Consider the following 21438-nt stretch of genomic DNA (forward strand, 5'->3'; position numbering starts at 1 on the left):
CAAAGGCCTTATGATTGCTCATAGGCCTTTGAAGATTTTCCATATTGAAAATTAAACCGTCATAATTTCGGCTTCTTTTTTAGTAAATAGGTTGTCAATTTTTGTAGAGAACTGGTCTGTAAGTTTTTGAACAGCATCCTCAGCTCTTTTAATGTCATCCTCAGGAGCACCGTCCTTTTGGAGTTTTTTCAAAGAATCATTGGTGTCTTTTCTTGCTGTTCTGATACTGATTTTGCCATTCTCGCACTCATTCTTCACTTGCTTAACCAAAGACTTTCTTCTTTCCTCAGTTAAAGGCGGGATGGTTAACATCACCAATTCTCCATTGTTTTGAGGAGCCAATCCAAGGTCGGAGTTAATGATGGATTTTTCTATTTCTCCGATCAAGTTTTTCTCCCAAGGTTTGATGGATAATGTTCTGGCATCTGGAGTGTTGATAGAAGCTACCTGCTGAATTGGGGTAGGGGCTCCATAATAATCAACCATGATGCCATCCAAAAGATTGGGCATGGCTTTGCCAGCCCTGATTTTTAGCAGTTCTGCGGCAGTATGGTCTACTGATTTTTGCATTTGCTCCTTGGCTGCATCGAGTTCTAGCTGTATCTCTTCCATTATATAATAGCTTAATTAGATTTTATTAAAGTACCCACATCTTCACCTTTTACCAAGTTCTGAAGATTACCTTCTTTATTCATGTCAAACACGATAATAGGCAGGTTGTTTTCCTGGCAAAGGGTAAAAGCAGTCATATCCATGACATTGAGGTTTTTTTCGTAAACTTCTTGGAAAGATATATTGGTATATCTTTCTGCATTTTTGTCCTTTTCTGGATCAGCTGTATAAACACCGTCGACCCTTGTTCCTTTTAGGACCACTTCAGCTTCGGTTTCTATCGCTCTTAAGCTGGCTGTGGAATCTGTAGTAAAATAAGGATTACCTATTCCAGCTCCAAATATTACAATACGTCCCTTTTCAAGGTGTCTAATGGCTCTTCTCCTGATGAATGGTTCACAAACGCTTTCGATTTTTATTCCTGACATCAATCTGGTGTACATACCGTTTTGCTCAAGGGAGCTTTGTAAAGCCATGGCGTTAATCAAAGTTGCTAGCATTCCCATATAATCACCCTGCACGCGGTCGATGCCTACTTTTTCACCCTGTACCCCTCTGAAAATATTTCCACCTCCAATTACAATGGCGATTTCAACTCCCAGTTCCTTAACTTTTTTGATCTCCTGGGTATATTGCTTGAGTTTGTTGGAGTCGATTCCATATCCATTTTCCCCCATCAAAGCTTCACCACTGAGTTTAAGCAGAATTCTTTTGTATTTCATAATGTGTTTGGTTAGCAGAGTGCTAAATACTAGATTGATTATAGAATAGATAAACTCGACAAATATAAATTCTTGAGCCCAGAAAAATAAATCTAGGATTCTAAAATTGTATCAATACTTGATTTTTTTCTACACTATCACCTTTAGATACCAGGATTTCCTTTACTTGACCATCTGCGGGCGCCTTTAGAATATTTTCCATTTTCATGGCTTCCAGGACCAGGAGTGCTTGGCCTTTACTAACAGGATCCCCCACTTTTACCTTGATGTCTAAAATCAATCCTGGCATTGGGGCAGAGATAAATTGGGCTTTATTTTCTTCTCTACCATTGATTCCAAGTTTTTCTAGGAGTAGGTCGAATTTGTCTCGGATTTGGATCTCTGCCTGTTTGTTGTTCAGTTTCAGCGTGAGAGATTTTTTTTTGTGGTCCAAGTTGACCAATTCAATATTATAAGATTTGTGATTATATATAATGTTGAATTGGCTTTCGTTGAATTGATGTAGGTCCCAGTTCAAGGCTTTTCCATTAATCAAAAAATCGTCGCCATCATGCTCAATACTAAAGTTTTCTTCGTTTATGGATACTGAGTACATTTGATTTAATTTAGCATTACAATATACTATTTATCTTATAATAAGCTTTTATGAATTTAAAATTCTCTTTCGCACTTGTTTTGGTGAGTTTAGTCTTTGATGCTTGTCAGTCTCAAAAGCCAATGGTGAAGCCTGAAATCCCAGAAACGGTTCAGGTTCCAGTGAAGCAAGATGAAAAGATGGATGATCAAGAACTGGTCGAAAGTAAAGAGCGTGCACTTTCTGATTATAGAGCCAGTCGGGAGAGAAAGTTTGATCTGTTGCATTTTAGTTTGGATTTGAGTTTTGACTGGGAGAGGCAGCTGGTCAATGGTAAAGCTTTATTACAATTAAAACCTTATTTCTATGATCAAAAGTTTTTGGAGCTGGACGCAAAAGATTTTGATTTCCATGTAGTAAGCTTGGTGGAAAATCAAAAAGAGCAGCCTTTGGGTATGAGGTATGATGGTCAGGTCTTGAAAGTGTACCTGCCTAAAGAGGTTACTGCGAAGGACACTTTGAAACTCAAGGTAAATTATACCGCCCATCCAAATAAAAATAGTGGGAAAGGTAGTGAAGCAATTAAAGATAATAAGGGCTTATACTTTATCAATCCAGAAGGTAAAGATAATAAGCCTAGGCAAATCTGGACGCAGGGAGAGACAGAACATAACTCTAAATGGTTTCCGACGATAGATGCTCCCAATGAACGTGCTACTCATGATATTCGGTTGACAGTAGAAGACAGGTTGACGACGATAAGCAATGGGGAATTGATAGGTCAAGTTGTCAATGGGGATGGCACAAGGACGGATCATTGGGAAATGGACCTGCCACATGCACCTTATTTGGTGGCTATTGCTATAGGTGAATTTGCCAAAGTGGAAGATGAGTGGAAGGGAAGACCAGTGAATTATTATGTTGAAGAAGACTTCAAAGAAGGGGCTGCCAAAGTTTTTGGTAATACCCCTGAGATGATGAGTTTTTATTCAAAACTATTGGGTGTTGAATTTCCTTGGCAAAAATATGATCAAATAGTCGTCCGTGATTTTGTGTCCGGGGCCATGGAAAATACTACGGCATCGATTTTTATGGAAGAGCTCAATATGAATGCTCGTGAAGCAATTGATAATGAATATGAAGGAATTATTGCGCATGAGCTTTTTCACCAGTGGTTTGGAGATTTTGTGACCACAGAGTCCTGGTCTAATCTGCCCTTAAATGAAGCATTTGCCAATTATGGGGAATATCTCTGGTACGAACATAAAGAAGGACGTGATGCGGCTGATCTTCATCATATCGGAGAAATGGAGACTTACTTTTATGAAGCCAACACCAAGCAGGTGGACCTGATTCGATATGAATATGAAGACAGTGAGGAGATGTTTGATAGTCATTCTTATGCGAAAGGGGGGCGTGTGCTGCATATGTTGAGGAGCTATTTGGGAGATAAGGCATTTTTTGAAGGTTTAAAATATTATTTGACTGAAAATGCATTTAGTTCGGTGGAGATCCATGATTTGAGATTGGCCATGGAAAAAGTCTCGGGTCAGGACCTGAACTGGTTCTTCAACCAATGGTTTTTGGATTCCGGTCACCCTGAGTTAAAGATCAAAGTGGACTATTCTGTTCCGGAAAATATACTTCTAACGGTGATGCAAACTCAGGATCTTAAGGAATTTCCATTATACCAATTACCCTTTACGGTGAGTTGGTATGATAATGGACGGCGAAAGGAGAAAGCCTTTGTTCTTGATAGAAAAGTGCAGCAGTTTGCTTTGGAGAATGAAGTCCCTTTGGATTTGGTTTTATTTGATGAGTATAAGACAATCCTTTCGAAGAACAGCACTAATCGGAGTAAGCAACAGTTTATGAATCAGTTCGAAAAGTCCATAAGCGGTGTTGCTAGATATGAGGCTTTGGACAGTTTGAGTAGTTTGGACTTGGAGGAAAATGAAATACTATGGGTTTTAGAAAGGGGATTAGCTGATGCTTATTGGCCGATCAGAGAGATATCGCTGAGTAGATTAGTAGATCAATCAAAATCAGAAAGAGTGCTGGATATCGTAAGGAAATTGGCCGCCGAGGATCCCAATAATAGTGTTCGTGCTGCCGCTATAGAAAAGCTAGGATCACTAGAGGATGAAATCAGTCGTAACAGGTTTCTGGAATGGATGGAGGATTCATCCTATTATGTTTCGAGTGCGGCCTTGACGGCCTATTTGGAAAGTACGGAAGAAGGAGTAGGGAAGGAGATTGTAGCAGAGTCGTTTGAGGGAGAGGATAATATAAGAATTTTGGTGCCTTTGATTGATTATTACAGCCGAGCGTCCATAGGAGGCAAGGGAGAGTGGCTTCATAAGAAATTTGAAGCCACCAGCGGAAATTCTTTGTATTATTTGATCGGTTTTTACAGTGATTATTTTGTAAGGATGCCCGATGAGGGGAGTGGTCGAGCCATTAAAAATTTATTGGGCTTGGCAGAAGGACACCGTGCTAGCCATGTGAGGCTGGCCGCTTTTCAGGCACTTTTTGGATTTATAGATGATCCTGGAATGCAGGAAAAGTTAAGGTCAGTTTACCTTAAAGAAAAGGATTTGGAAACCCAGAAAGCAGAAGAGTATTTTTTGCTGCCCTATTTAGATGAAAATTAATTCACTGATTACGAAAAGCTTAAAGAAAAAGGTGTGAAAAAGATGAGAAATATTTAGCCAAAGTTTTGAACTTTTCAAGAAAGGGTATACCTTTGCCATCCGTTAAGACAAACAAAAAAGAACAAAAGAGTTCGACAGTCGAAACGAAGTTTGAAATTTTGCCAGATGGGGGAATACCAAAGCGGCCAACTGGGACGGACTGTAAATCCGTTGACTTATGTCTTCACAGGTTCGAATCCTGTTTCCCCCACACTTTATATTTTCATAAATATTACTAAATTTGTGAAAACTATACAGCAAAAGTTCTTCATAAAGGAACACGACGATTGAAATTATTGTCAATAGTTGATATTCTTTTGCAAGATTTTGGTATGTATAAAATTAATCCTGAGTGGATTTTTCACGAGGGTATTCTAAAGCGTTTCCCTTTCTCAGGGAGTCGATTTAGAAATAGCATAAAAGTATTAGAGTATAAGCGGGAGTAGCTCAGTTGGTAGAGCGGCAGCCTTCCAAGCTGCAGGTCGCGGGTTCGAGCCTCGTCTCCCGCTCTATGCTATTTATAGCGTAGACAAATTAAATGTTATCAGCCGACGTAGCTCAGGGGTAGAGTGCTTCCTTGGTAAGGAAGAGGTCACGGGTTCAAATCCCGTCGTTGGCTCAGTGACATTAGCAAAATTTAACTAATTCATATCATTAACTAAACAGAGGATTTTCACGCATGGCAAAAGCAACCTTTGACCGTTCCAAACCGCACGTAAATATCGGTACTATTGGTCACGTCGATCATGGTAAGACTACCTTGACAGCTGCCATTACTACTGTATTGGCCAGAAAGGGTCTTTCTGAATTAAGAGATTTCTCTTCTATCGATAACGCTCCAGAAGAGAAAGAAAGAGGTATCACCATTAACACTTCTCACGTAGAATATCAAACTGAATCAAGACACTATGCTCACGTAGATTGTCCTGGTCACGCCGATTACGTGAAAAACATGGTAACTGGTGCTGCGCAGATGGACGGTGCTATTCTAGTAGTTGCTGCCACTGACGGTCCAATGCCTCAGACTAGAGAGCACATCCTTCTTGCTCGTCAGGTAGGTGTACCAGCTCTAGTAGTATTTTTGAACAAAGTTGATTTGGTAGATGATGCTGAGCTTCTTGAGCTAGTTGACATGGAAGTAAGAGAATTGCTTTCTTTCTACGACTTTGACGGAGACAATATCCCAGTTATTGCTGGTTCTGCTCTTGGTGCACTTAATGGTGAGCCTGAGTGGGAAGAAAAAGTAATGGAATTGATGGGTGCAGTAGATGAATATATCCCACTTCCTGAGCGTCTTGTTGACAAAGATTTCTTGATGCCTGTAGAGGACGTATTCTCGATCACTGGTCGTGGTACTGTAGCTACTGGTAGAATTGAAAGAGGTGTAATCAACTCTGGTGATCCTGTAGATATCATCGGTATGGGTGCTGAAGGTCTTAAGTCTACCGTAACAGGTGTTGAGATGTTCCGTAAGATCTTGGATAGAGGAGAAGCTGGTGATAACGTAGGTCTTTTGCTAAGAGGTATTGAAAAAGCTCAGATCAAGAGAGGTATGATTATCTGTAAGCCTGGGTCTGTAACTCCTCACGCTCACTTTACTGCAGAAGTTTACGTATTGTCAAAAGAGGAAGGTGGACGTCACACTCCATTCTTTAACAAATACCGTCCTCAATTCTACTTGAGAACAACAGACGTAACTGGTGAAATTAAACTTCCTGAAAACGTTGAAATGGTAATGCCAGGTGATAACGTTTCTATGGATGTTACATTGATCAACCCTGTTGCTCTTGAGAAAGGACTTCGTTTCGCTATCCGTGAGGGTGGTAGAACTGTAGGTGCTGGACAGGTAACTGAAATTCTTGACTAATACTTGATCAAGATATAAAATCAAATGCGGTTCTGAAATTTTCAGAATCGCATTTGTTTCTTTATAGAATAATACCTACTTTTGCATTCCTTTTGGGATGTAAAAGTGTACACGGGCATAGTTCAATGGCAGAATAGCGGTCTCCAAAACCGTTGATGGGAGTTCGAATCTCTCTGCCCGTGCAATTAAAATCATATACCATGAACGTAAAAAACTTTGTTATCGAGTCAATTGACGAAATGAAGAACAAGGTTACATGGCCAAAATACGCGACATTGCAAAGTAATGCAGTATTGGTTCTTGTTGCCTCTTTGATATTTGCCATTGTAATCGGCTTAATAGATCTGAGCTTCGAGAATGTCATGAAATGGTTTTATGATTTGTTTTAATTGAATCAATAGTTACTGATGGCAGAACATAAATGGTATGTACTTAGGGTGGTAGCCGGGCAAGAGAAAAAGGCCAAATCTTATTTGGACAATGAAATTGCAAGGCAAAAGCTTGAGGATTTTATTCCTGAGGTTTTGATACCTTCTGAAAAAGTATACGAAATGCGCAATGGCAAAAAGAGAGTCAGAGAGAGAAACTTCTTTCCTGGCTATGTTTTGGTTAATGCGGATTTGTCCCATGGTGAAGCTAATCACGTAATTACGAGTATCCCGGGTGTTATCGGTTTCTTAGGAGCAAATGCAGGAGGGGCTTCCAAAACTCCTGAGCCATTACGACAATCTGAAGTCAATCGTATTTTAGGTAGGGTTGAAGGGATTGATGAATTTGCAGAGAAGCTGGATACGCCATATATAGTTGGAGAGAGCGTTAAGGTAATGGACGGTCCTTTCAGTGGTTTCTCGGGAACAATAGAAGAGGTGTTTGAAGACAAGAAGAAGCTTAATGTTATGGTTAAGATCTTTGGTCGAAATACACCTGTCGAATTAAACTTTATGCAAGTAGAAAAACAAGACTAGGAAATGGCTAAGGAAATTACTGGTTATCTGAAATTACAGGTGAAAGGTGGCCAGGCAAATCCATCTCCTCCTGTTGGTCCGGCCCTTGGTTCAAAGGGTTTGAACATCATGGAGTTCTGTAAGCAATTCAACGCTAGAACTCAGGACAAAATGGGTCAAGTTCTACCTGTCCTTGTTACGATTTATTCGGACAAGTCTTTTGATTTTGTAGTAAAAACTCCTCCAGCTTCCAATTTGTTGCTAGAGGCTGCAAAGCTAAAAGGTGGTTCTCCTGAACCAAACAGAAAGAAAGTGGGCTCAGTAACCTGGGATCAAGTTAAAGAAATTGCTGAGGTGAAGATGCCTGACTTAAATGCCTTTAAAGTGGAATCTGCAATGAGAATGGTTGCAGGTACGGCGAGAAGTATGGGAATCACAGTTTCAGGAAAAGCTCCTTGGGAGGAATAAATATAAAACAATGGCTAAGTTAACAAAAAAGCAAAAAGAAGCTCTTTCTAAGTACGACCCAAGCCAGCAGTACTCCCTTACTGAGGCTTCTTCAATTGTCAAAGAAATCACCAATACTAAGTTTGATGCTTCTGTAGATGTAGACATCCGTTTGGGTGTTGATCCTAGAAAAGCAGATCAAATGGTTAGGGGTGTGGTTGCTTTGCCTCACGGAACAGGTAAAGAAGTTAAAGTACTTGTACTTTGCACACCTGATAAGGAAGAAGAAGCTAAGGAAGCTGGAGCTGACTATGTTGGCTTAGATGACTATATTGCCAAAATCGAAGGTGGATGGACTGACATTGACGTCATCATCACTATGCCTAACGTAATGGCTAAAGTAGGTAGATTAGGTAGAGTATTAGGACCGAGAGGTTTGATGCCTAACCCTAAATCTGGAACTGTAACCCTAGAAGTAGGAAAGGCAGTTAAAGAAGTAAAAGGTGGTAAAATCGACTTTAAGGTAGATAAGTTTGGTATTGTACATGCAAGTGTAGGAAAGGTTTCTTTCGAGCCAGCTAAAATTCTTGAAAATGCTCAGGAATTGATCAATACTATCTCTAAGTTGAAGCCAGCATCTTCTAAAGGTACTTACTTCAAGAGTATACATTTATCTAGCACAATGTCTCCTGGTATTGCAATTGATAAGGGGAGTATTCAAGGTATTTAATTATGACTAGAGAGGAAAAAAAATCAATAATCGAAAGTCTTACCGAGAAGTTTAAAGAAACTCCGCATTTCTATATTGCAGATGCATCAGGTTTCAATGTTGCTCAGGTAAACGCTTTCAGAAGACTGTGTTACGAGAAGGGCGTTGAATATCGTGTGTACAAAAACACCTTTATCAAAAAGGCGCTAGAAAATCTTGACACGGATTTTACAGAATTAGAAGGAACTCTTAAAGGTTTTTCAGGTGTTATTTTTGCTACCGAGACAGCAAGTTTACCTGCAAAAGTCCTTAAGGAATACAGAAAAAAAGCTGGATCAAAAGAAACTAGACCAGTATTCAAAGGAGCTTCTATTGATAGCGACATTTTCATTGGCGAAGCCAACTTGGACGTGTTGTCATCTTTGAAGTCCAAAGAAGAACTATTGGGCGAGGTTATCGGATTGCTTCAGTCTCCTGCCAAAAATGTTATTTCTGCGCTTTCAAGTGGTCAGGATACATTGGCTGGGCTTGTTAAAACTCTTTCTGAAAGAGAATCATAATATCATTCAAATCAATTAGAAAAAAATCAGTTAATTTTAAATAATAATACAATGGCAGATCTTAAAGCATTCGCTGAGCAGTTAGTTAACTTGACTGTTAAAGAGGTTAGTGAATTAGCCGAAATATTGAAGGACGAGTATGGTATCGAACCTGCTGCTGCAGCTGCTCCAGTAATGGTAGCTGGTGGTGCTGGTGAAGGTGCTGGTGAAGAAGAAAAATCTTCTTTCGACGTGATCTTGAAAGCTGCTGGTGGACAGAAGTTGGCAGTTGTGAAATTGGTTAAAGAATTAACCGGTCTAGGTCTTAAGGAAGCTAAAGAAGTAGTTGACGGAGCTCCTAAGGCTATCAAAGAAGGAATCGCAAAAGACGAAGCTGAAGCACTTAAGAAGCAACTTGAGGAAGCTGGTGCTGAAGTAGAGCTTAAGTAATTTGAATAACCTCATCTAATAGGTGATGGTTATTGCAATAGACCTGACTTTTTAGTCAGGTCTTTTCCTGTTTGTGCACAGTTTGAAAATTGCACTATTCTAAGCGGAAATTGCCGCATTCAGTTATTAATTATCACTATAAACATATACTGCCTTGGCTATCCAGAATCAAACCGAAAGGAAAAGTTTCTCATCTATTAAGGTAGTCAAAGACTATCCGGATTTCCTTGATATCCAATTGCAATCATTTAAGGATTTTTTCCAATTGGATACTCCCGCTGAAAAGAGGAGACAGGATGGGCTTTTCAAGGTGTTTTCTGAGAACTTTCCAATAAGTGACTCAAGAGAAAACTTTACCCTTGAATTTATTGACTATGCAGTCGACCCGCCTAAATATAGTGTCGGTGAATGTATTGACAGGGGATTGACTTACTCTGTTCCGTTGAAAGCGAAACTTCGTTTATTGTGTTCAGATGAAGACAATGAAGACTTCGAAACGATCGAACAAGAAGTATTTCTAGGGAACCTACCTTATATGACTGAAAAGGGCTCTTTTGTCATCAATGGAGCTGAAAGAGTCATCGTTTCCCAGTTGCACCGTTCCCCTGGGGTATTCTTTGCCCAAAGTAAGCATACCAACGGTACCAAGCTTTATTCGGCCAGGATCATTCCTTTCAAAGGATCTTGGATTGAATTTGCTACGGATATCAATAATGTCATGTATGCTTACATTGACAGAAAGAAGAAATTCCCTGTAACTACCTTGTTGAGAGCCATTGGCTATGGTTCTGATAAAGCCATATTGGATTTGTTTGGCCTTTCTGAAGAGGTTGAATCAAACAAAGCCAAGCTGGAGAAGGTAGTAGGTAGAAAATTGGCTGCCCGTGTTTTGAGAACTTGGGTAGAGGACTTTGTGGATGAAGATACCGGTGAGGTAGTTTCAATCGATAGGAATGAAGTACTCTTAGAAAGAGACTATGTGTTGACGGAGGAGGATATCGATTTGATCCTTGATTCTGGCGCTAAGAGTATTATTCTACATAGAGATGATGTCAATATAGCTGACTATTCTATTATCTATAACACCTTACAAAAGGATAATTCTAATTCAGAGAAAGAAGCGGTTGAGGTGATTTACCGTCAATTAAGAAATACTGAAGCACCTGATGAAGCTACTGCTCGTGAGGTTATTCATGGTTTGTTCTTCTCCGATAAGCGTTATGACCTAGGTGAGGTTGGTAGATATAGAATTAACAAAAAATTGGGCTTGGAGATTGAATCAGAAAAGATCGTTCTTACCACCCAAGATATCATTAGTATTGTTAAGTACCTTATCGGTCTAATCAATTCTAAGGCTGTGGTCGATGATATTGATCACTTGAGTAATAGAAGGGTTAGAACTGTAGGGGAACAGTTATATAGCCAGTTCGGAGTAGGTTTAGCCAGAATGGCCAGAACTATTCGCGAGAGAATGAACGTAAGGGATAATGAGGACTTCAAGCCGGTTGATTTGATCAACGCTCGAACCCTATCATCTGTTATCAATTCATTCTTTGGTACCAATCAGCTTTCTCAGTTTATGGATCAGACCAATCCATTGGCAGAATTGACGCATAAGCGTAGACTTTCTGCCTTGGGGCCAGGCGGTCTATCCAGGGAAAGAGCAGGTTTTGAGGTACGAGATGTTCACTATACTCACTATGGTCGTCTTTGTACTATTGAAACACCAGAGGGGCCAAATATTGGTCTGATTTCTTCTCTTTGTGTTCACGCGAAAGTGAACTCTATGGGCTTCTTGGAAACACCATATAGAAAAGTGAAGGAAGGTAAAGCTGGAATGGAATCGGAAGATATCGTATTCCTAACTGCAGAGGAAGAGGATAATAATAATATTGCCCAGGCAAATGCACCATTAGAGCCTGATGGTACATTTGTAAATGACAGGGTAAAAGCAAGGTTTGAAGGCGACTTCCCTGTGTTGGAGCCTAAGGAAATCAGTTATATGGACGTTGCTCCTAACCAGATTGTATCTGTTGCAGCTTCCTTGATTCCTTTCTTGGAGCATGATGATGCCAACCGTGCATTGATGGGATCAAACATGCAGCGTCAGGCCGTACCGTTGTTGAAAGCAGAATCACCAATTGTAGGGACTGGTCTTGAGGCAAAAGCAGCCGTTGATTCTCGTTCTTTGATCATTGCTGAGACCGATGGAGTGGTTGACTATGTGGATGCTAAGAAAATTGTCATCAAGTATGACTTGAGTGATGATGAATTATTGGTTAACTTCAGTGATGAGTATAAGTCTTACGACTTGATCAAGTTCAGAAGAACTAACCAAGATACTACCATTAACTTGACACCGCTAGTACTGAAAGGTCAACGTGTTAAAAAGGGTCAGGTATTGGTAGAAGGTTATTCAACTAATCAAGGAGAATTAGCTCTAGGTAAAAACCTTAAGGTGGCTTATATGCCTTGGCAAGGATATAACTTTGAGGATGCGATCGTGATTTCTGAAAGAGTTGTAAGGGAAGATATCTTTACCTCAATTCACGTAGAAGAATTCCAACTTGAAGTTAGGGATACTAAACGAGGTGAAGAGGAATTGACTTCTGAAATTCCTAACGTATCTGAAGAGGCTGTTAAGAACTTGGACGAGAATGGTATTATCAGAATCGGTGCTGAGCTGAAAGAAGGTGATATCATTATCGGTAAAATCACTCCAAAAGGAGAGACAGATCCTACTCCTGAAGAGAAATTGCTTAGAGCGATTTTCGGTGATAAAGCTGGTGATGTGAAAGATGCTTCATTGAAAGCTTCTCCTTCTTTGAACGGTGTGGTTATTGAGACCAAATTGTTCTCAAGACCTAAAAAAGATAAAGAGTTAAGAGCTAAGGCTAAAGCTGAAGTTGAGAAATTGAAGCAGACTTATACCAAAGAATTACTTGGTGTACGAGCTAAGATGATCAATAAATTGCTGAGTATTCTTGAGGGTAAAACTTCTCAGGGAGTGAAACACAAGTTTGGTGATGAAATCATCAGCAAAGGAGTGAAATTCAACGCCCAGAATATTGAGCAAAACTTATTCCCTGCTAAGAATCCATATAGAGATGAAAGTAACTATAACGTTCCTGAAGAGGCTAATTTAGTTTCTGACATTATTCTGGATGATTGGACAGATGATGAGCATACTAATAGCTTGATTCAGCAATTGGTGAAAAACTATACCAACACCCGAAATGAGATTTCAGGTAGATTTAAGCGTGATAAGTTTACCCTTGAAGTAGGGGATGAGCTTCCAGCTGGTATCGTTCAGCTTGCCAAAGTTTATGTGGCTAAGAAACGTAAGCTTAAAGTGGGAGATAAGATGGCAGGTCGTCACGGTAACAAAGGTATCGTAGCGAAGATTGTCAGAGATGAAGATATGCCGTTCCTAGAAGACGGTACGCCAATGGACATTGTTCTTAACCCACTAGGGGTGCCTTCCCGTATGAACATCGGACAGATCTTTGAGACTGTATTGGCATGGGCAGGAGAGAAGATGAACAAGAAATACGCAACCCCGATCTTTGATGGAGCTACCACAGATGAAGTGGCTGCAGAATTGGATTTAGCAGGTCTTCCTTCTTTCGGTAGAACTTACCTTTTTGATGGTTTGTCCGGTAAGAAATTTGACCAACCAGTTACAGTAGGTATTGCCTATATGTTGAAACTTGGTCACTTGGTGGATGATAAGATGCACGCAAGATCTATTGGGCCATACTCATTGATTACGCAACAGCCATTGGGTGGTAAAGCCCAGTTTGGTGGTCAGCGTTTCGGAGAGATGGAAGTTTGGGCACTTGAGGCATTTGGTGCATCTCATGTGCTTCAAGAAATCCTTACTGTGAAGTCTGATGACGTAATAGGTAGGGCCAAAGCTTATGAGTCTATTGTAAAAGGAGAAAACCTTCCAAAACCAAATATTCCTGAATCTTTCAATGTATTGGTTCATGAATTGAGAGGTTTGGCATTGGAAATTACCTTAGACTAAAATTAGATCAATTTGGGCCGAAAGGCCCTTCACATACTCACAAAACGAATTATGGCGTTCAGAAAAAATAAAAAACTAAACAACGACTTTTCCAGAGTCACTATTAGTTTGGCTTCTCCGGAATCCATCCTGGATAGCTCTCATGGTGAGGTGACCCAACCTGAAACCATCAATTACAGAACTTACAAGCCTGAAATGGGCGGTCTTTTCTGTGAGCGAATTTTCGGGCCTGTAAAGGATTGGGAATGTCATTGTGGTAAGTATAAGCGCATAAGATATAAAGGTATCATTTGTGACAGATGTGGGGTAGAGGTTACAGAAAAGAAAGTACGTAGAGAAAGAATGGGACACATCGAATTGGTGGTTCCAGTGGCGCATATTTGGTACTTCAAATCTCTTCCTAACAAAATCGGTTACTTGCTAGGTCTTCCTACCAAGAAACTGGATCAAATTGTATACTACGAAAGATATGCTGTAATTAATCCTGGTATCAAGGCTGAAGACGGTCTTCAATACCTAGATTTCTTGACAGAAGACGAGTATTTGGATATCATGGACAAGCTTCCAAAAGAGAACCAAATGCTTGATGATGATGATCCTAATAAGTTCATCGCCAAAATGGGTGCTGAAGCTATCGAAATGCTATTGTCAAGATTGGATCTTGATGATCTTTCTTACAGCCTACGTCACCAGGCAGCAACTGATACTTCTCAGCAAAGAAAAGCGGAAGCTTTGAAGCGTCTGAAAGTAGTTGAAGCCTTCAGAGATGCCAGAACCAGAATTGAAAACCGCCCTGAATGGATGGTAGTAAGAATGGTTCCTGTAATTCCACCAGAATTGAGACCTTTGGTTCCTTTGGATGGTGGTCGTTTTGCAACCTCTGATTTGAATGATCTTTACAGAAGGGTGATCATTAGAAATAACCGTCTGAAGAGATTGATCGATATTAAAGCTCCTGAAGTTATTCTCAGAAATGAGAAGAGGATGCTTCAAGAGGCAGTGGATTCCTTGTTTGATAATTCAAGAAAGGTTAACGCTGTAAGATCCGATGGTAACAGAGCATTGAAGTCATTATCAGACATGCTTAAAGGTAAGCAAGGACGTTTCCGTCAAAACTTGCTTGGTAAGCGTGTGGATTACTCCGGTCGTTCTGTAATCGTGGTAGGTCCTGAATTGAAACTACACGAGTGTGGTTTGCCTAAGAATATGGCAGCAGAACTTTTCAAGCCTTTTATTATCAGAAAACTGATTGAAAGGGGTATTGTTAAGACTGTAAAATCTGCCAAGAAGATTGTAGACAGAAAAGATCCAGTGGTATGGGATATCCTTGAGAATGTATTGAAAGGACACCCTGTATTGCTTAACCGTGCTCCTACGCTTCACAGATTGGGTATTCAGGCTTTCCAACCTAAATTGATAGAAGGAAAAGCTATTCAGCTTCACCCATTAGTATGTACAGCCTTCAACGCCGATTTCGATGGTGACCAGATGGCGGTTCACGTACCACTTGGACATGAAGCTATTTTGGAAGCTTCTACCTTGATGCTTTCATCTCATAACATCCTTAACCCTGCAAATGGTGCGCCTATTACAGTACCATCTCAGGATATGGTATTGGGTCTGTATTATGTAACCAAAGGTAGAAGATCTACTCCTGAAGAGCCCGTTGCTGGTGAAGGAATGACTTTCTATGGAGAAGAAGATGTAGTAATCGCTTTGAATGAAGGCGTTATTTCTCAGCACGCTTATATTAACTGTAAGGTTACTGTAAGAGAAGAAGACGGATCTTTGGTTGATAAAGTGATAGAGACCGTAGCCGGTCGATTGATCTTTAATCAGTTCGTTCCTGAAGAAGTAGGTTATGTTAATGAATTGCTTACTAAGAAAAAGCTTCAGCAGATTATCGCTGAGGTAGTAAAAATATGTGGTATCGCTCGAAGTGCTAAATTCTTGGATGATATCAAACATTTAGGTTTCCAAATGGCTTACCAAGGTGGTCTATCGATGGGACTTAATGATGTGATTATCCCTGAAGATAAGGATCCATTGATCACAAAAGCTAAGGAAGAGGTTGATCAGGTATGGAATAACTACCTAATGGGATTGATCACGGATAATGAGCGTTATAACCAAGTAATTGATATCTGGACCAGAACCAACTCCAATCTGACTAATATCTTGATGAAGCAGATGGAAGAGGATAAGCAAGGATTCAATGCTATCTATATGATGATGCACTCAGGTGCGAGAGGTTCAAGAGAACAGATTCGTCAGCTAGGTGGTATGAGGGGATTGATGGCCAAGCCGCAGAAAAACCTTCAAGGTTCTGTAGGTGAAATTATCGAAAACCCGATTCTTTCTAACTTTAAAGAAGGTCTTGATGTATTGGAGTACTTTATCTCTACTCACGGTGCCCGTAAAGGTCTTGCCGATACAGCCTTGAAAACTGCCGATGCTGGTTACTTGACCAGAAGGTTAGTGGATGTTGCTCAAGATGTAATTGTATCTGAAGAAGACTGTGGTACGCTTAGAGGGCTGGTAGTTCAAGCATTGAAAGATAATGATGAGATTGTAGAGCCACTATCTGAGCGAATTGTAGGTAGGGTATCAGTTCATGATGTGGTTGATCCTCTAACTGATGAGATAATCATTCAGTCTGGTGAAGAGATCTCTGATGAATTGGCCAAAAAGGTAGATGAATCTGCAGTTGAAGAAGTTGAGATCAGGTCTGTATTGACTTGTGAGTCCAGAAGAGGAGTTTGTACCAAGTGTTACGGTAGAAACCTGACAACTGGAAATATAGTACAAAGTGGTGAGTCAGTAGGGGTAATTGCTGCCCAGTCTATTGGGGAGCCAGGTACGCAGCTTACCTTAAGAACTTTCCACGTAGGGGGTACAGCATCTAATATTTCCGTTGAAGCAAGCATCAATGCCAAGTTTGAAGGTGTTGTTGAATTTGAAGAGGAAATGAGATGGATCAATACCACAAACAAGGATGGTGATCCTGTCGCCATTGTAATGGGAAGATCTGGTGAGATAAAAATCAATGATGTCAAATCTGGTAAGACACTAGTTTCAAACCATGTGCCTTATGGTGCGATCCTAAATGTTAAGGATGGTCAGAAAATCGGCAAAGGAGATTCTCTATGTACTTGGGATCCATATAATGCAGTGATTCTTTCTGAATTTGACGGAGAGGTTTCATTTGATTCTATTATTGAAGGGATTACTTTTAAAGAAGTAGCCGATGACCAAACTGGTTATAGAGAAAAAGTAATCATTGATACCAAAGATAAAACCAAAAACCCTGCTGTAGTTGTAAACTACGGAGATGAGACAAAGGGATACAATATTCCTGTGGGGGCTCACCTTGCAGTGGAAGAGGGAGACAAAGTTAAAGCTGGTCAGATCCTTGTGAAAATTCCTCGTTCTGTAGGTAAGACAAGAGATATTACCGGTGGTCTTCCAAGGGTAACGGAGCTTTTCGAAGCACGTAACCCATCTAACCCTGCTGTAGTTTCAGAAATTGATGGTGTGGTAACTTATGGTGGTATCAAGCGTGGTAATCGTGAGATCTTTATTGAATCTAAAGATGGCGTGAAGAAGCGTTATATGGTATCATTGTCCAAGCACATTTTGGTTCAGGAAAATGACTTTATTAGAGCTGGTGAAGCACTTTCTGATGGTGCTATTACTCCTAATGATATCCTTTCTATTAAGGGACCAACTGCTGTTCAGGAATATTTGGTGAATGAAATCCAAGAAGTATACCGACTGCAAGGTGTGAAAATCAATGATAAGCACATTGAGGTTATTGTTAGCCAGATGATGCAAAAAGTTGAAATCCTTGATGCTGGAGATACTGGGTTCCTACAAGGACAAGTAGTAGACAAGTGGGCTTTCCGTGAGGAAAATGACAATATACTAGATAAGAAAGTTGTTATGGAACCAGGAGATTCGGCCACGCTTAAAGCAGGAATGATCATTACTGCCAGAAGGTTAAGAGATGAGAATTCAAGCTTGAAGCGTAAAGACTTGAAATTGGTACAAGTTAGAGATGCAGAAACTGCAGTATCTAAACCAACCCTTCAAGGTATAACCGCTTCTTCATTGGGTACTGAAAGCTTTATCTCTGCAGCTTCCTTCCAGGAAACTACGAAGGTATTGAGTGAAGCAGCCATTAGAGGTAAGCGAGATGAGTTACTTGGTCTGAAAGAGAACGTGATCGTAGGTCACTTAATTCCTGCGGGTACTGGTCAACGATATTTCAAAGATATCATCGTTGGATCTAAGGATGATTTGGATAAACTTTCCACTTCTGAGAAAGAAAAAGGCTCGCGTAAGACTAAGGAAGCCGTAAAGTAATTAGAGTTTAACTTTATATAAAAGGCCTGTAAACAGCAGGCCTTTTTTTAATTCAAGGGAAAAATGGAAGACAATAAGGAAGATAAGAAGCACGATAATCAGCAAATCAATGTAGAATTGACTGATGAGATTGCTGAGGGGATTTATTCCAATCTGGCAATGATTGCGCATTCCAATTCAGAATTTGTAATTGATTTTATTCGTTTGATGCCTGGTGTTCCTAAAGCTAGGGTAAAATCAAGAATCATCATGACCCCTGATCATGCTAAAAGGTTATTGTCCGCATTGAAGGATAATATAGAAAAATACGAGAATGCATTTGGGAAAATTGAATCAGGTACGGAAACACCGGAATTTCCTATGAATTTTGGTGGAACATTAGGAGAGGCTTAAATAAAATATAACCCTTTAATTTTGTTTGTTTTACCTATTTGATTACCTTTGCAGTCCAAATTTCATATGTTAAAGGAGTATTAAAATTATCAGTTAATGCCTACTATACAACAGTTAGTTAGAAAAGGTAGAACTACCCTTGAGTCAAAATCAAAGTCTAGGGCTTTGGATGCTTGTCCTCAAAGAAGGGGTGTTTGTACCAGGGTGTATACTACTACACCAAAGAAGCCTAACTCGGCCATGAGAAAAGTAGCCAGGGTTAGATTGACAAACGGAAAAGAAGTGAATGCTTACATTCCAGGTGAAGGTCACAATTTGCAAGAGCACTCTATTGTATTGATCAGAGGTGGTCGTGTGAAGGATTTACCAGGTGTACGTTATCACATCATCCGCGGTGCACTAGATACTGCAGGGGTTAAAGACCGTAAGCAAGGTCGCTCTAAGTACGGTGCGAAACGTCCTAAGGACAAGAAATAATCAATTGAAAAAAACTGAACAATGAGAAAAGCGAAACCAAAAAAGAGATATATTCTTCCTGATCCAAAGTTTAATGATACTTTGGTGACCAAGTTTGTTAACTGTCTTATGGTTGATGGGAAGAAGAGTATTGCTTACAAAATTTTCTACGATGCAGTGGACAAAGTAGAAGAAAAATTGGGTGAGAATGGTCTTGAGGTTTGGAAAAAAGCGCTTAACAATATTACTCCATCTGTAGAGGTGAAGAGTCGTAGAGTTGGTGGTGCAACATTCCAGGTTCCAATGGAAGTAAGGCCAGAAAGAAAAACATCATTAGGTATCAAATGGATGATCACTTTTTCTAGAAAAAGAGGTGAAAAGACCATGATGGATAGACTGGCTGGAGAAATCATAGCTGCTTCTAAGGGTGAAGGTGCTGCTGTTAAGAAGAAGGATGATACCCACAGAATGGCAGAAGCCAACAAAGCATTCTCACATTTTAGATTCTAATACAAGATGGCAAGAGATTTAAAATTAACAAGAAATATCGGTATCGCTGCCCATATCGATGCTGGAAAGACTACCACCACAGAGCGTATTCTTTTTTACTCTGGTGTTTCTCACAAAATAGGTGAGGTACACGATGGTGCCGCTACTATGGACTGGATGAGCCAAGAGCAGGAAAGAGGTATTACGATTACTTCTGCTGCCACTACTGTTTTTTGGCCATATAGAGATAATAAATACCAAATTAATATCATTGATACTCCAGGTCACGTCGACTTTACTGTAGAGGTTAACAGATCTTTGAGGGTTCTTGACGGATTGGTGTTTTTGTTTAGTGCTGTGGATGGTGTTGAGCCTCAGTCAGAAACTAACTGGAGGCTAGCTGATAATTATAAAGTAGCTCGTATTGGTTTCGTTAATAAAATGGACCGTGCAGGGGCTAATTTCCTTGAAGTTTGTAAACAAGTAAAAGAAATGCTTGGGAGCTATGCAGTTCCTTTGCAGATTCCAATCGGGTCGGAAGATAAATTCCGCGGTGTAGTTGACTTGATCAACAATAGAGGTATCGTATGGAATGAAGATGATATGGGGATGACCTTTGAAGAGGTGCCTATTCCTGATGATTTGAAAGATGAGGTAGCGGAATATAGAGAGTATTTACTTGAAGCTGTGGCTGAATATGATGAGAGTTTGATGGAGAAATTCTTCGAAGATTCTAATTCAATCACAGAAGAAGAGATCCTTACAGCCCTTAGAAAAGCTACCATCGATATGAAAATTGTTCCGATGGTATGTGGATCTTCATTCAAAAACAAAGGTGTTCAAACCATGCTCGACTTGGTGATGGAATTACTTCCTTCTCCACTTGATAAGGATGATATCATTGGACATGATTTGGATGATGAAGAGAAAGAGGTTGCTATAGCACCAGACAGAGATGAGCCATTTGCAGGTCTTGCCTTTAAGATTGCAACTGACCCATTTGTAGGTCGTCTTTGTTTCGTAAGAGCTTATTCAGGTGTTCTTGAGTCTGGTTCTTATGTTTATAACAGCCGTTCTGGAAATAAAGAGCGTATCTCTCGTGTATTCCAAATGCACGCGAATAAGCAAAATCAAATCGAACGATTAGAAGCCGGTGATATCGGTGCTGTTGTTGGATTTAAAGATATTAAAACTGGGGATACACTTTGCGCAGAAAGCCGTAAAGTAGTATTGGAATCTATGATTTTCCCAGAGCCTGTTATCGGTTATGCTATCGAGCCTAAGACGCAAGCTGACGTTGATAAATTAGGTATGGCTGTTGCTAAATTGGTAGAAGAAGATCCTACCTTGCAAGTAAACACCGATCATGAGACTGGACAGACTATCCTTAGAGGTATGGGTGAACTTCACCTTGATATCATCATGGACCGTCTAAAAAGAGAGTTTAAAGTAGAGGTAAACCAAGGTGCACCTCAGGTTGCTTATAAAGAAGCTTTGTTCGGAAATGTAGAGCATAAGGAAGTTTATAAGAAGCAGTCAGGTGGTAAAGGTAAGTTTGCCGATATCGTATTTGAATTGGGACCTAAAGAAGCAGATCCTGAAACTGGTGAGATCAAGCCAGGATTGGAATTTGACAATGCAATTGTGGGTGGTGTGATTCCTAAAGAATTCATCCCTTCAATCCAGAAAGGTTTCCAAGAGGCAATGAAGAACGGTCCTTTGGCTGGATACCCTGTAGAGGCAATGAAAGTAAGGCTTTTCCACGGTTCCTTCCATGATGTCGATTCAGATGCCCTTTCATTTGAATTGGCAGCTAGACTTGGTTTCAAAGAAGCAGCTAAGAAGGCCAAGCCACAATTACTTGAGCCAGTTATGTCAGTAGACGTTGTTACTCCAGATGAGTACACAGGTCCTATCACAGGTGACTTGAATAGAAGAAGAGGTTTGATGAAAGGAATGGATACCAAAGGTACTTCATCTGTAATCAAAGCTGCAGTTCCATTGTCAGAGTTGTTCGGTTATATCACTGACCTTAGAACAATTTCATCAGGTAGAGCGACTGCCTCATTGACATTCTCTCATTATGAGCCTGTTCCTAATAATATAGCTGAAGGTGTTATTGCCGAAGTTAAAGGAGCTAAAGCCTAA

The 21438-nt window shown here is 40.1% G+C and carries 17 protein-coding genes and 4 tRNA genes; 18 read left to right on the forward strand and 3 right to left on the reverse strand.

What is annotated here, in order from left to right:
- Positions 1 to 51 precede the first annotated feature (51 nt).
- From frr to H7U17_RS02570, 3 genes are all read right to left on the reverse strand, one after another.
- Entirely contained in the window at positions 52 to 612 is a 561-nt protein-coding gene (gene frr, locus H7U17_RS02560; RefSeq protein ID WP_186754459.1) for a ribosome recycling factor, read from the reverse strand.
- Positions 613 to 623: 11 nt separating this feature from the next.
- On the reverse strand, positions 624 to 1334 hold the full coding sequence (gene pyrH / locus H7U17_RS02565) for a UMP kinase (RefSeq protein WP_186754460.1): 711 nt from the start codon (positions 1332 to 1334) through the stop codon (positions 624 to 626).
- A 100-nt stretch (positions 1335 to 1434) separates the two neighbouring features.
- Complete coding sequence (locus tag H7U17_RS02570) at positions 1435 to 1929, reverse strand: acetyl-CoA carboxylase biotin carboxyl carrier protein subunit (protein ID WP_186754462.1); 495 nt, start codon at positions 1927 to 1929, stop codon at positions 1435 to 1437.
- A gap of 50 nt (positions 1930 to 1979) precedes the next feature.
- Here H7U17_RS02570 and H7U17_RS02575 point away from each other — a divergent pair, with 50 nt between their 5' ends.
- The 18 genes from H7U17_RS02575 to fusA all read left to right on the forward strand — a co-directional run bounded on the left by H7U17_RS02575 (position 1980) and on the right by fusA (position 21438).
- A complete protein-coding gene (locus tag H7U17_RS02575; RefSeq protein ID WP_186754464.1) occupies positions 1980 to 4562 on the forward strand; it encodes a M1 family metallopeptidase in 2583 nt (860 codons plus the stop codon).
- Positions 4563 to 4729: 167 nt separating this feature from the next.
- Positions 4730 to 4812, forward strand: a tRNA-Tyr gene (locus tag H7U17_RS02580).
- 225 nt (positions 4813 to 5037) lie between these two features.
- Positions 5038 to 5110 (forward strand) — tRNA-Gly (locus tag H7U17_RS02585).
- 38 nt (positions 5111 to 5148) lie between these two features.
- Positions 5149 to 5220 (forward strand) — tRNA-Thr (locus tag H7U17_RS02590).
- A 60-nt stretch (positions 5221 to 5280) separates the two neighbouring features.
- The gene (gene tuf / locus H7U17_RS02595) at positions 5281 to 6468 is read left to right on the forward strand and encodes an elongation factor Tu (protein ID WP_186754466.1); all 1188 of its coding nucleotides are present in this window, start codon (positions 5281 to 5283) and stop codon (positions 6466 to 6468) included.
- Between the two features lie 111 nt (positions 6469 to 6579).
- Positions 6580 to 6650 (forward strand) — tRNA-Trp (locus H7U17_RS02600).
- Positions 6651 to 6668: 18 nt separating this feature from the next.
- Entirely contained in the window at positions 6669 to 6857 is a 189-nt protein-coding gene (gene secE, locus H7U17_RS02605; RefSeq protein ID WP_186754468.1) for a preprotein translocase subunit SecE, read from the forward strand.
- A gap of 18 nt (positions 6858 to 6875) precedes the next feature.
- A complete protein-coding gene (gene nusG / locus H7U17_RS02610; RefSeq protein ID WP_186754470.1) occupies positions 6876 to 7433 on the forward strand; it encodes a transcription termination/antitermination protein NusG in 558 nt (185 codons plus the stop codon).
- Positions 7434 to 7436: 3 nt separating this feature from the next.
- A complete protein-coding gene (rplK, locus tag H7U17_RS02615) occupies positions 7437 to 7880 on the forward strand; it encodes a 50S ribosomal protein L11 (protein WP_186754472.1) in 444 nt (147 codons plus the stop codon).
- 10 nt (positions 7881 to 7890) lie between these two features.
- The gene (gene rplA, locus H7U17_RS02620; RefSeq protein ID WP_186754474.1) at positions 7891 to 8589 is read left to right on the forward strand and encodes a 50S ribosomal protein L1; all 699 of its coding nucleotides are present in this window, start codon (positions 7891 to 7893) and stop codon (positions 8587 to 8589) included.
- A 2-nt stretch (positions 8590 to 8591) separates the two neighbouring features.
- Positions 8592 to 9128, forward strand: a complete 537-nt coding sequence (rplJ, locus tag H7U17_RS02625) for a 50S ribosomal protein L10 (RefSeq protein WP_186754476.1) — start codon at positions 8592 to 8594, stop codon at positions 9126 to 9128.
- A 51-nt stretch (positions 9129 to 9179) separates the two neighbouring features.
- A complete protein-coding gene (gene rplL / locus H7U17_RS02630) occupies positions 9180 to 9557 on the forward strand; it encodes a 50S ribosomal protein L7/L12 (RefSeq protein ID WP_186754478.1) in 378 nt (125 codons plus the stop codon).
- A gap of 154 nt (positions 9558 to 9711) precedes the next feature.
- On the forward strand, positions 9712 to 13587 hold the full coding sequence (gene rpoB / locus H7U17_RS02635; RefSeq protein ID WP_186754480.1) for a DNA-directed RNA polymerase subunit beta: 3876 nt from the start codon (positions 9712 to 9714) through the stop codon (positions 13585 to 13587).
- Between the two features lie 51 nt (positions 13588 to 13638).
- Positions 13639 to 17952 (forward strand): DNA-directed RNA polymerase subunit beta', encoded by a 4314-nt coding sequence (gene rpoC / locus H7U17_RS02640; RefSeq protein ID WP_186754482.1) that lies wholly within the window; start codon positions 13639 to 13641, stop codon positions 17950 to 17952.
- A gap of 63 nt (positions 17953 to 18015) precedes the next feature.
- A complete protein-coding gene (locus tag H7U17_RS02645) occupies positions 18016 to 18345 on the forward strand; it encodes a DUF3467 domain-containing protein (RefSeq protein WP_186754484.1) in 330 nt (109 codons plus the stop codon).
- A 96-nt stretch (positions 18346 to 18441) separates the two neighbouring features.
- Positions 18442 to 18822, forward strand: coding sequence for a 30S ribosomal protein S12 (rpsL, locus tag H7U17_RS02650; RefSeq protein WP_186754486.1), 381 nt, complete (start codon positions 18442 to 18444; stop codon positions 18820 to 18822).
- Between the two features lie 21 nt (positions 18823 to 18843).
- Entirely contained in the window at positions 18844 to 19311 is a 468-nt protein-coding gene (rpsG, locus tag H7U17_RS02655; protein WP_186754493.1) for a 30S ribosomal protein S7, read from the forward strand.
- Between the two features lie 6 nt (positions 19312 to 19317).
- Positions 19318 to 21438, forward strand: a complete 2121-nt coding sequence (fusA, locus tag H7U17_RS02660; RefSeq protein WP_186754495.1) for an elongation factor G — start codon at positions 19318 to 19320, stop codon at positions 21436 to 21438.

The organism is Echinicola salinicaeni (genome assembly GCF_014280965.1).
Taxonomy (GTDB): Bacteria; Bacteroidota; Bacteroidia; order Cytophagales; family Cyclobacteriaceae; genus Echinicola; species Echinicola salinicaeni.

What these genes read in the sequence shown, in the direction of transcription:
- frr (WP_186754459.1), bottom strand. Translation starts at nt 612, where the DNA reads ATGGAAGAGATACAGCTAGAACTCGATGCAGCCAAGGAGCAAATGCAA.
- secE (WP_186754468.1), top strand. Translation starts at nt 6,669, where the DNA reads ATGAACGTAAAAAACTTTGTTATCGAGTCAATTGACGAAATGAAGAAC.
- rplL (WP_186754478.1), top strand. Translation starts at nt 9,180, where the DNA reads ATGGCAGATCTTAAAGCATTCGCTGAGCAGTTAGTTAACTTGACTGTT.
- H7U17_RS02575 (WP_186754464.1), top strand. Translation starts at nt 1,980, where the DNA reads ATGAATTTAAAATTCTCTTTCGCACTTGTTTTGGTGAGTTTAGTCTTT.
- rplJ (WP_186754476.1), top strand. Translation starts at nt 8,592, where the DNA reads ATGACTAGAGAGGAAAAAAAATCAATAATCGAAAGTCTTACCGAGAAG.
- rpsG (WP_186754493.1), top strand. Translation starts at nt 18,844, where the DNA reads ATGAGAAAAGCGAAACCAAAAAAGAGATATATTCTTCCTGATCCAAAG.
- rplA (WP_186754474.1), top strand. Translation starts at nt 7,891, where the DNA reads ATGGCTAAGTTAACAAAAAAGCAAAAAGAAGCTCTTTCTAAGTACGAC.
- H7U17_RS02570 (WP_186754462.1), bottom strand. Translation starts at nt 1,929, where the DNA reads ATGTACTCAGTATCCATAAACGAAGAAAACTTTAGTATTGAGCATGAT.
- rplK (WP_186754472.1), top strand. Translation starts at nt 7,437, where the DNA reads ATGGCTAAGGAAATTACTGGTTATCTGAAATTACAGGTGAAAGGTGGC.
- H7U17_RS02645 (WP_186754484.1), top strand. Translation starts at nt 18,016, where the DNA reads ATGGAAGACAATAAGGAAGATAAGAAGCACGATAATCAGCAAATCAAT.
- rpoC (WP_186754482.1), top strand. Translation starts at nt 13,639, where the DNA reads ATGGCGTTCAGAAAAAATAAAAAACTAAACAACGACTTTTCCAGAGTC.
- rpsL (WP_186754486.1), top strand. Translation starts at nt 18,442, where the DNA reads ATGCCTACTATACAACAGTTAGTTAGAAAAGGTAGAACTACCCTTGAG.
- pyrH (WP_186754460.1), bottom strand. Translation starts at nt 1,334, where the DNA reads ATGAAATACAAAAGAATTCTGCTTAAACTCAGTGGTGAAGCTTTGATG.
- fusA (WP_186754495.1), top strand. Translation starts at nt 19,318, where the DNA reads ATGGCAAGAGATTTAAAATTAACAAGAAATATCGGTATCGCTGCCCAT.
- nusG (WP_186754470.1), top strand. Translation starts at nt 6,876, where the DNA reads ATGGCAGAACATAAATGGTATGTACTTAGGGTGGTAGCCGGGCAAGAG.
- tuf (WP_186754466.1), top strand. Translation starts at nt 5,281, where the DNA reads ATGGCAAAAGCAACCTTTGACCGTTCCAAACCGCACGTAAATATCGGT.